This is a genomic window from Sagittula sp. (genome assembly GCF_052825245.1).
Genome location: NZ_JBRBWD010000025.1, coordinates 171,505 through 181,301, shown reverse-complemented (window position 1 = coordinate 181,301; position 9,797 = coordinate 171,505). Strand labels below are relative to the sequence as shown.

Genomic DNA, 9,797 nt, shown 5'->3' with positions numbered 1-9,797 from the left:
TGCTTTCCAAGTACTCCGGGGTGAATGCGCGCCAGCGCAGAGGGGCAGCGCCCCTCCCCCCGTGGGGGGGCCACGCGCGCCGGCCGCCGGAGTACGGCCCCCCCCACAAGGGGGAACGGCCCCCAGTGCGGCATGTCAGGGGCGGTGTGGGGGGGGGGTCGCACCCGGGGGGGGGGGGCGGGGGGCGCCCCCACGGGGGGAGGGGCGCTGCCCCTCTGCGCTGGCGCGCATTCACCCCGGAGTACTTGGAAAGCAGAGAAGCCCTATGGGCGCAGGGGGAAGGTTCATGCTGAACGATATTTTCATCAAGCCGTTCGCGGACATGATCGACGCGCCGGACTTCCTGTTGCAGGTGCTCTGGGAGGGGCTGGTGTCTGGGGTGCTTTACGCGCTGATCGCGCTGGGCTTCGTGCTGATCTTCCGGTCGTCGCGGATCTTCAACTTCGCGCAGGGCATCATGGTGGTCTTCGCGGCGCTGACGCTGGTGGGGCTGCATGCCTTCGGGGTGCCGGCGTGGATCGCGTTGGCGCTGACGCTGGGTGTGATGTTCGTCCTGGCCGTGACCATCGAGCGGGTGGTGCTGCGGCCGCTGGTCGGGCAGCCGGACATCATCCTCTTCATGGCGACGATCGGCATCACGCTGTTCCTGATCGGCTTTGGCGAGATCATCTTCGGCGGCGAGAACAAGGTGATGATCACCGAGGAGCTGAGCATTCCCACCGGCGACACGGTGCTGGAGCCCTGGGGCGGGCTGCTGATCCTGCAGCATCTGGACATCACGGTGGTGCTGGTGGCCTGCACGCTGGTGGCGGCGCTGCTGGCGTTCCTCAACTACACGCGGATGGGCCGGGCGATCCGGGCGCTGGGCGACGACCACCAGGCGGCGCTGTCTGTGGGCATTTCGCTGCAGACGGTCTGGGTGCTGGTGTGGTTCATCGCGGGGATCATCGCGCTGGTCACGGGCATCGCCTGGGGCGCGCGGGCGGGGGTCAGCTTTGCGCTGGAGGTGATCGCCTACAAGGCGCTGCCGGTGCTGATGCTGGGCGGGCTCGAGTCGATCACCGGGGCGATCATCGGCGGGCTGATGATCGGCCTGCTGGAGAAGCTGTTCGAGATCTACTGGGGCCAGCCGCTGCTGGGCGGCAATACCGAGACGTGGTTCGCCTTCGTGCTGGCGCTGATCGTGCTGCTGTTCCGGCCGCAGGGGCTGTTCGGGGAGCGGATCATCGAGCGGGTCTAGCGGGCCAGCGGCGAGAGAGTGCCAGCGGCGTTCACGGATGCCGAGGGCGGTCTGGACGGCCCCGGACACGGGCGGGGCGTGACGAGTGGAATGGCGGGCGGGCAGCGCGGTGCGGCGGGTGTCCGGGAGGTGGAAGGCATGACGAAACTGATCGCGGTTCTCAACGTGGTGGCCTGGGCGGGGTTTTGGTCTTTTGGCTATCTGGCGCTGACGACGCCGGTGGAGCAGGGTGGACGCATGGTCGTTGCGCTGCTGCTGGCAGCCTTCGGGGCGGCACTGGGGATCTGGGCGTGGTTCCGGATCGTGCGGCACACCGAGGCGACCGGCTATGCGCGGCCGGCCAGCAGCCGGGCGCGTCACGATGCAGACGAAGGACTGGATGCCTGATGGCCACACAGAAGACCCCCGCCGGGACGGACAGGACGCGCGCTCCGAAGACCGCCCAGAAAACCGGCGCTCCGCAACGGGACCGCACGTCGCGCGCACGGGCGCCGGCCAGCGAGGAGGCCGCCGACATCGCCCGCGCGGCGAACGGGCTGAGCGAATACTACGACACGCAGCACGAGGCGGTGCAGGGCGTGATGAAGGCGCAGATGGACGTCATGAACACCATGATGTCGGCGTCGATGAATGCCACCACGACGTCGCTGAAGGCCATGGCGGCCTTCTGGGCGTCGGCCATCCCGGGCGCACGGCGGCGCGGGAACGACTGAAACGTGAAAGCGCCCGGGGACCGGCGGCAAGACCGATCCGGGCGATGAAGAGGGAGGACCGCGGATGCTCTATCGCACCGCCGGACAGTTCAAGACGACATACGAGGCGGACCAGGCGCTGTTCCCGGTCCGGCAGGACGCGATCCTGCTGGGGGTGATCCTGCTGTGCGCCTGGGTGATCTTTCCGCTGACGGCGAGCGAGTTCGCCTTCCAGACGCTGCTGATCCCGGTGCTGATCTATTCGCTTGCGGCACTCGGGCTGAACATCCTGACGGGCTATGCCGGGCAGCTCTCGCTGGGCACCGCGGCCTTCATGGGGGTCGGCGCCTATGCCTGCTACAAGCTGATCACGCTCATGCCGTGGATGAACCCGGTGATCGCGATCCTCTTGTCGGGGGTGTTCTCGGCCGGGGTGGGGGTGGCCTTCGGCATTCCCAGCCTGCGGATCAAGGGGTTCTACCTCGCCATCGCGACGCTGGCGGCGCAGTTCTTCCTCGTGTGGCTCTTCGAGAAGTGGGCCTGGCTTTACAACTACAACGCAAGCGGCGCGATCCAGGTGCCGAACCTCGAGATGTTCGGGGTCTACGTGGCGGGGCCGCAGGCCAGCAGCATCGTGCAGTATTACGTGGTGCTGTTCATCGTCTGCCTGCTGACGATGCTCTGCATCAACCTGACGCGCGGCACGCTGGGGCGGACGTGGAAGGCGACGCGGGACATGGACATCGCCGCCGAGCTGATCGGCATCAACCTGATGCGCTCGAAGCTGACGGCCTTCGCGATCTCGTCCTACATCGTGGGCGTGGCGGGGGCGCTGTTCGTCTTCATGTGGCGCGGCGCGGCGGAGCCGAACCTCTTCGACATCCCGCTGTCGTTCCGCATCCTGTTCATCGCGATCATCGGCGGGCTGGGATCGATCATGGGCAACTACCTGGGCGCCATCCTGATCGTGGGCCTGCCGGTGGTGCTGAACCTGCTGCCGAACGCGCTGGGGATTTCCATCGACAGCGCGCTGGTGGAGCACCTCAACATCATGATCGTGGGGAGCCTGATCGTGTTCTTCCTGATCGTGGAGCCGCACGGGCTGGCGCAGCTGTGGCGGCTGATCCGGGAGAAGATGATCCTCTGGCCGTTCCCGCACTGACGGGGCGCGGCCGGTGACGCGCGTGCGGGGGCAGGATCTGCGCCCTGCGCGGGGTCCCGCGAAGGGTGGGCCCGAAAGACGACGTAAGAAACGAAGTGACAGATTTCAGGGAGGAGAACCAATGAAACACTTCACGAAACTGGCGGTGGCCGCGGTCGTCGCGGGTGTCACCGCAGGCGCTGCCATGGCGCAGGAACTGTACACCCCGAACCTCAGCTACCGGACCGGCCCCTTTGCCGCGACGGGCATTCCGCTGATGAACGGTCAGGCCGACTACATGACCATGCTCAACGAGCGGGACGGTGGCATCGGCGGCGCGAAGATCAACTTCGAGGAATGCGAGACCGGCTATTCCACCGAGAAGGGCGTCGAGTGCTACGAGAAGACCAAGGGGCAGGCCATCGTGACCCAGCCGTGGTCCACGGGCATCACCCTGCAGGTGCTGCCGAAGACCAATGTGGACGAGATCCCGATCCTCGCCTCGGGCTATGGCTTCAGCCCGATGATGGACGGCGCGACCTTCCAGTGGGCGTTCAACACGCCTGCCGGTTACTGGGACGGCGCCGACATGATCATCCAGTACCTCGAAAGCCAGGGGTCGCTGGAGGGCAAGAAGATCGTGCACCTGCACCTCGACCACCCGTTCGGCAAGGAGCCTCTGCCGGTTCTCGAAAAGCTGGCCGAGGAGAAGGGGTTCGAGCTGGTGCCGATCCCGGTCGGCCTGAAGGAGATGCAGAACCAGTCCGCCCAGTGGCTGCAGATCCGCCGCGAGCGCCCGGATTACGTCATCATGTGGGGCTGGGGCGCGATGAACGCCGGGGCCATCACCGAGGCGGTGAAGACCAAGTTCCCGATGGAGAACTTCATCGGCGTGTGGTGGGCCGGGCATGACGCCGACCTCAAGATCGTCGGCGAGGACGGCAAGGGCTACAAGTCGATCTCGTGGTCGTTCCCGAACGCCGATGCGCCGGTGATCGCGGACATCAAGAAGCACGTGGTCGACGCCGGTCTGACGAAGTCGAACCCGGAAGAGATGGAAGGCGTGTTCTACAACCGCGGCATCATCATCTCGGCCATCCTCGCCGAGGGCATCCGCATGGCGCAGGAGGAATACGGCACGGCAGAGATCGACGCGGCGCAGCTGCGCTGGGGTCTCGAGAACATCGACATGACCGAGGCGCGCATCGACGAGCTGGGCCTGACCGGCATGGTGCCGCCGTTCAAGACCTCCTGCGACGACCACACCGGCAAGTCCGGCGGCTGGATGCTGGAGTGGGACGGCGAGAAGTTCGTGAAGGCCTCCGACCATCTGGTGCCGAACACCGACGGCTATGCCGACCTGATCGCGTCGTCGGCGGCGGAATACGCCGAGGCCAACCAGCCCTGGCCGGTGAACGAGACCTGCGGCGGCTGACGGCCTGCGCGTGACGATACGTCCGGCGGCGGCGCGGGCCGCTGCCGCCGGGCACCCAAGGGATTTTCACAGAGACGAGGCAGCGGTCCGGGCAAGGGTCCGGCGGGCTGCGAGAGGAACGCCATGCTGGACGCCGGGAAGACCGAGACCCTGCTTGAGGTCAACAACATCGAGGTGATCTACAACCACGTGATCCTCGTGCTGAAGGGCGTGTCGCTGACGGTCCGGAAGGGCGGGATCACCGCGCTTCTGGGCGGCAACGGCGCGGGCAAGACCACGACGCTGAAGGCGATTTCCAACCTGCTGCATTCGGAGCGCGGCGAGGTCACCAAGGGCTCCATCGTCTACAAGGGCGAGCGGGTGCAGGACCTCGATCCGGCGGCACTGGTGAAGCGGGGCGTCATCCAGGTGATGGAGGGGCGGCACTGTTTCGAACACCTGACGGTCGAGGAGAACCTGTTGACCGGCGCCTACACGCGGCGCGACGGCAAGGGCGCCATCGAGGCGGACCTCGACATGGTCTACGAGTATTTCCCGCGGCTGAAGGAGCGGCGGAAGAGCCAGGCGGGCTATACCTCGGGCGGGGAGCAGCAGATGACGGCGATCGGCCGTGCGCTGATGAGCCGCCCCGAGACGATCCTGCTGGACGAGCCTTCGATGGGTCTGGCGCCGCAGCTTGTGGAGCAGATCTTCGAGATCGTGAAGGCGGTGAACGAAGGGGAGGGCGTGTCTTTCCTTTTGGCCGAGCAGAACACCAACGTCGCCCTGCGCTATGCGCATTCGGGATACATTCTCGAAAACGGGAGGGTTGTGATGGAAGGCCCGGCCAGCGAGCTGCGCGAGAACCCGGACGTGAAGGAGTTCTACCTCGGCATGTCGGACGAGGGCCGGAAATCGTTCCGCGACGTGCGTTCCTACCGGCGCCGCAAACGCTGGCTGGCCTGAGGGGCGCGCGATGAAGACCTGTCCCGAAGGCGGCGCCTATCTGTCACGCCTCGCGCATGCTGCGCAGGAGGTCGAGCTGCGCCAGCGCCTCTGCGCGGGTGGCGAAGATGTTGGGCGCGAAGCCGGCGCTGGCACTGCGCGCGCGGATGTTCTCCGCCTCGTCTTCGGCGACGTTGTAGCGCAGCGTCGCGAGCGAGAAACTGGTGTTCAGGTCGCGGCCCCGGCGGGCGTATTCGACCCACGCGGCGGGCATGACCTGCGCATTGTGGTAGTTGACCAGCGCGTACCAGCGCATCGGGCGGCCCATGGCGACAACGCGCGCCTCGACGTGGTCGAAGAGGTCGGCGACGTCGCGGGCATGGTGGAGCGTCATGTCCGACATGTCGATCTCGACGATGCGGCGGTTGGTATCAAAGCTGACCCGCGGATAGAGGTCGTGGAAGCGCAGCGTCCGTTCGTCCACGCGCGGCGGCAGGTTGGCGTCGCGGATGTCCTGAAGGTAGCGCAGCGCCGTTGCCTCGTCCGGGAACACGGGCATGTTGAAGCCGGACTGCTGCGAGATCGTGGCCAGCGCGGCGGCGATGTCCGGCGTGGCACCGTAGCGCGCGGACCCCAGGGCGTGATGCAGGTTCAGCGCGTGCACGCGGCCCGTGTAGGCCTTGCAGGCCGCCGGCAGGATCGCGGTGCCGGTGAGGTCGATCAGGAAATACCAGTGGCGTTCGCCGGAGGCGGCGATGCTGTCCTCGATCGCGTCGAAGTGGATATCGACGTCCACGGGATGCTCGAAGCGCAGCCCGGAGACATCCAGGTGCATGACCCTCCGGTCATGATCGAAACGCAGGCGTCGTTCCAGTTGGGTGATCACGGACTATCCCCTTCGGCACGGAAAATATCAGAACGCCGGAAAATAGCTATCCGGATAAATGCAGATTGCCCGAGGGGAGGGACAACCCGATGAGCACCTATTTCGACGCGCTCGAAACGCGCAGCCGCGACGAACGGGAGGCGGCGCAGCTCGAGGGCCTGAACGCGCAACTGGCGCGGCACGGGCTGGATGCGCTGGAGACGCTGGCCGACCTGAAGTCGCTGCCGGTGCTGCGCAAGGCGGACCTCGTGGCGCGCCAGAAGGAGGCCCCGCCCTTCGGTGGCCTGCCGGTGAGCAACCTCGCGCATGTGTTCCAGTCGCCGGGGCCGATCTACGAGCCGGGCGGCGTGAGCCATGACTGGTGGCGCGTGGGCCGCTTCCTGCATGCCTGCGGGATCGGCGTGGGCGACGTGGTACAGAATTGTTTCGGCTACCACCTGACGCCCGCCGGGATGATCTTCGAGAACGGCGCGCGGGCGGTGGGCGCTGCCGTACTGCCCGCCGGCACCGGCCAGACGGAGCTTCAGGTGCGGGCGGCGAAGGACGTGGGCGCCACCGCCTACGCGGGCACGCTGGATTACCTGAAGGTGATCCTTGAAAAGGCCGACGAGATGGGGCTTGAGCTGCAGATCGCCCGGGCGGCGGTGGGCGGCGGGGCGCTGTTCCCCTCCCTCCGCGCCTGGTACGAGGAGCGCGGCATCCTTTGCCTGCAGTGCTACGCGACAGCCGATCTGGGCAACGTCGCCTACGAGAGCTCGGCGAAGGAGGGGATGATCCTCGACGAGGGTGTGATCCTTGAGATCGTGACCCCCGGCACCGGCGATCCGGTGGCGGAGGGCGAGGTGGGCGAGATCGTGGTGACCACGCTGAACCCCGACTACCCGCTGATCCGTTTCGCCACCGGCGACCTGTCGGCGATCCTGCCGGGGGAAAGCCCCTGCGGGCGGACCAACACCCGGATCAAGGGCTGGATGGGCCGCGCCGACCAGACGACGAAGATCAAGGGCATGTTCGTGCGCCCCGAGCAGGTGGCCGAACTGGTCGCCCGCCATGCCGAGATCGACCGCGCCCGCGTGGTCGCCAGCCGCGAGGGCGAGATGGACGTGATGACGGTGCGAATCGAAACCGGGGCAGAGGCCGTCCCGGGCGTCGAGGACAGCGTGGCAGGCGTTCTGAAGATGAAGGGACGGGTCGAACTGGTGGCCCCCGGCGGTTTGCCGCGCGACGGGCTGGTGATCGAGGATCAGCGCACCTACGACTGACGGTTGTACCCGCAACGGGGCATCTTCCTGAGAATCCGGAAAAAATTCCCGCGCCCTCCGGGGCGCGCGGGTTTGTCACGCCGCAGAAGTTTTCGGCTCTGGCAGAATCGTGTCTTGTCGGAAGGGCCAAGCGCGGTAGGCTTGTGGACAAAGGAGGATTTGTCATGCGGATTCTTGCACTTGCCTTTACAGGACTCGTTTCCGGAACGATCACGGGCGTATTGATGCCCAATGTTGCGGCAGCCGAGGGCGACGCCCTCGTGATCGGCAACAGCAGTTACAACGGCGTCCAGACGCTCTTTGCCGCGACACAGGTGGCAGAGACGGCGCAGGCGCTGAGGGACAACGGCTTCGACGTGACCGAGGCGCGCGACGCGGGCGGCGCGGCGATGTCGGACGGCTTCCGCACCTTCGTGTCTGCAATCGACGGCGATGACGGCCCGGTGGTGGTGATCCTGGCCGGGGCCTTTGCCCATGCCGACCACGGGTCGTGGCTCTTGCCTGCGGCGGACGGATCGGGCCTTGCCGACGCGGCGGTGATGGTCGAGGCCTTCCCGGTGGAGGCGGTGCTGAGCGTGCTGGCGAAGTCGCCGGGGCGGTCTTTCCTCGTGCTGGCCGAAAGCGGCGTGGCAGGCGAGTTCGGCGATTTCCTCGAACCGGGCCTGGGAGAGCTGCGCGTGCCCGAGGGTGTGACCGTGCTGCGCGGCGAGGAGGCCAAGGTGGCGCGCTTCGCGGCGGGCGATCTGGTGAAGGTCGGCGTGCCGGTGGTGGCCGCGGCGCGGGCGGCGGGCCTGACGGTCAGCGGCAACGGCGGCGCGGACCTCGTGGTGGTCGAGCGCGAGCCGGTGGACGACGTAGGCGGCGCGCCGGGCGGCGTGCCGGAGGACGGCCCGGTCGCTGCGGTGGAGCCAGAGCCCGAGGCGGTCGAAGAGGCGCCGGACGTGGCGGAGAGCGCCGCGCCTGAACCTGCGCCGGTCGCTGAGGCGGAGGTGGCCGAGGCCGAAGGGACCGATGCGTCGGAGATGCCGTCCGATGAGGTGGTCGAGGTGATCGAGCCGGAGACGGAGGCGGACGCCCCCGCGGCAGAGGTTGCAGAGACCCCGGCGGAGGACATGCCCGAGGCGGAGACGGCTGATGCCCCCGTGGCGGAAGTGACCGAGGCGCCGGAGGCCGACACCGCAGAGGCGCCGGTGGCGGAGGTGACCGAGGCGCCGGAGGCCGATACAGCAGAAGCGCCCGTGGCGGAGGTGACTGAAGCGCCCGAGGCCGATACAGCCGAAGCACCTGTGGCCGAAGTGACCGAAGCGCCGGAGGCCGAGGTGGCGGATGCGCCGGAGGCTGCGGACACGGGCGAGGCGGAGGCGGTCGTGGCCGCGGAGCCGGAACCTGCCGAAGCGCCGGAGCCGGTGATGGCGGAGACCGCGGAACCCGCTCCGGCGGACGAGGTCGCGCCGGAAGTGGCCGAGACCGCCCCGGTGGCGGAGCCGGAAGACACCCGTTCGGAAGTGGAGATCGCAGCCGACGACGCGGCCTGGCGGGCGGCGCGGATCGAGAACACCGAGGCCAGCTATACATCCTACCTGAAGGCGCAGCCGGACGGCGCCTATACCAACGCCGCCAACCAGCGGATCAAGGCGATCAGGTCCGATCCCTTCTATGACCTGCGGCGGGCGGAGGACTTCCTTGGCCTGACGCGCGAGGCACGGCGAGACATCCAGCGCGATCTCGACCTTTTGGGGTATTACACCTGGGCGGTGGACGGGATCTTCGGCGAGGGCACCCGCGATGCGGTGCGCGGCTGGCAGAAGAACGCAGGGATGGAAGAGACCGGCTATCTCGACCTCGACCAGATCGCGAAGATCGAGGCGGACGCCGCGGCGAAGGAGCAGGCGGCGGATGCGCAGCGCGCCCGCGAACGTGCCCGCCAGGCCGCCGCAGCGGAGGCGGAGCGCAAGCGGGCCGCCCAGGAGGCTGCCGCAGCGGCGGAAGCGGCAAGGGCCGAGCCTGCGCCGCGCCGCGGGCCCTCCGATGCGGCGATGTGGGCCGAGGTGGAGCGCCTTGGCACCGAGGAGCAGGTGCGGCGCTACCTGCGGGCCTACCCGAACGGCGCGCGTGCCACGCAGGCCCGCAACATGCTGGCGGTCATCGAACGGACGCGCGGCGGCTGACCGGCGGGAAACGCGGGCGGAGAATCAGTGGGCTGGGCCTTTTGGACGC

The 9,797-nt window shown here is 67.9% G+C and carries 9 protein-coding genes; 8 read left to right on the top strand and 1 reads right to left on the bottom strand.

Going from position 1 to position 9,797, the window contains the following annotated elements; all coding sequences use genetic code 11:
- The first annotated feature begins 286 nt into the window (after window positions 1-286).
- The 6 genes from ACU0DV_RS09135 to ACU0DV_RS09110 all read left to right on the top strand — a co-directional run bounded on the left by ACU0DV_RS09135 (window position 287) and on the right by ACU0DV_RS09110 (window position 5,453).
- Window positions 287-1,240, top strand: a complete 954-nt coding sequence (locus tag ACU0DV_RS09135) for a branched-chain amino acid ABC transporter permease (RefSeq protein ID WP_446241395.1) — start codon at window positions 287-289, stop codon at window positions 1,238-1,240.
- 138 nt (window positions 1,241-1,378) lie between these two features.
- On the top strand, window positions 1,379-1,627 hold the full coding sequence (locus ACU0DV_RS09130) for a hypothetical protein (protein ID WP_100930841.1): 249 nt from the start codon (window positions 1,379-1,381) through the stop codon (window positions 1,625-1,627).
- Window positions 1,627-1,953, top strand: a complete 327-nt coding sequence (locus ACU0DV_RS09125) for a hypothetical protein (protein WP_446241394.1) — start codon at window positions 1,627-1,629, stop codon at window positions 1,951-1,953. Before ACU0DV_RS09130 ends, ACU0DV_RS09125 begins: the two co-directional genes overlap by 1 nt.
- A 64-nt stretch (window positions 1,954-2,017) precedes the next feature.
- Window positions 2,018-3,094, top strand: coding sequence for a branched-chain amino acid ABC transporter permease (locus ACU0DV_RS09120; protein ID WP_100927766.1), 1,077 nt, complete (start codon window positions 2,018-2,020; stop codon window positions 3,092-3,094).
- A gap of 121 nt (window positions 3,095-3,215) precedes the next feature.
- Window positions 3,216-4,508 carry an ABC transporter substrate-binding protein gene (locus ACU0DV_RS09115; RefSeq protein ID WP_446241393.1) on the top strand — a complete coding sequence of 431 codons (1,293 nt, stop codon included), beginning with the start codon at window positions 3,216-3,218 and terminating at the stop codon, window positions 4,506-4,508.
- Between the two features lie 123 nt (window positions 4,509-4,631).
- Window positions 4,632-5,453 carry an ABC transporter ATP-binding protein gene (locus ACU0DV_RS09110; protein ID WP_100927764.1) on the top strand — a complete coding sequence of 274 codons (822 nt, stop codon included), beginning with the start codon at window positions 4,632-4,634 and terminating at the stop codon, window positions 5,451-5,453.
- Window positions 5,454-5,496: 43 nt separating this feature from the next.
- Here ACU0DV_RS09110 and ACU0DV_RS09105 read toward each other — a convergent pair whose 3' ends face one another.
- Entirely contained in the window at window positions 5,497-6,318 is an 822-nt protein-coding gene (locus ACU0DV_RS09105; protein WP_157814924.1) for a hypothetical protein, read from the bottom strand.
- Between the two features lie 89 nt (window positions 6,319-6,407).
- On the opposite strand from ACU0DV_RS09105, the gene ACU0DV_RS09100 reads away from it, so the two are divergent.
- Both ACU0DV_RS09100 and ACU0DV_RS09095 read left to right on the top strand, forming a co-directional pair.
- The gene (locus ACU0DV_RS09100; RefSeq protein ID WP_446241392.1) at window positions 6,408-7,580 is read left to right on the top strand and encodes a phenylacetate--CoA ligase family protein; all 1,173 of its coding nucleotides are present in this window, start codon (window positions 6,408-6,410) and stop codon (window positions 7,578-7,580) included.
- A 164-nt stretch (window positions 7,581-7,744) separates the two neighbouring features.
- A complete protein-coding gene (locus ACU0DV_RS09095) occupies window positions 7,745-9,748 on the top strand; it encodes a peptidoglycan-binding protein (protein ID WP_446269795.1) in 2,004 nt (667 codons plus the stop codon).
- Window positions 9,749-9,797: the final 49 nt, after the last annotated feature.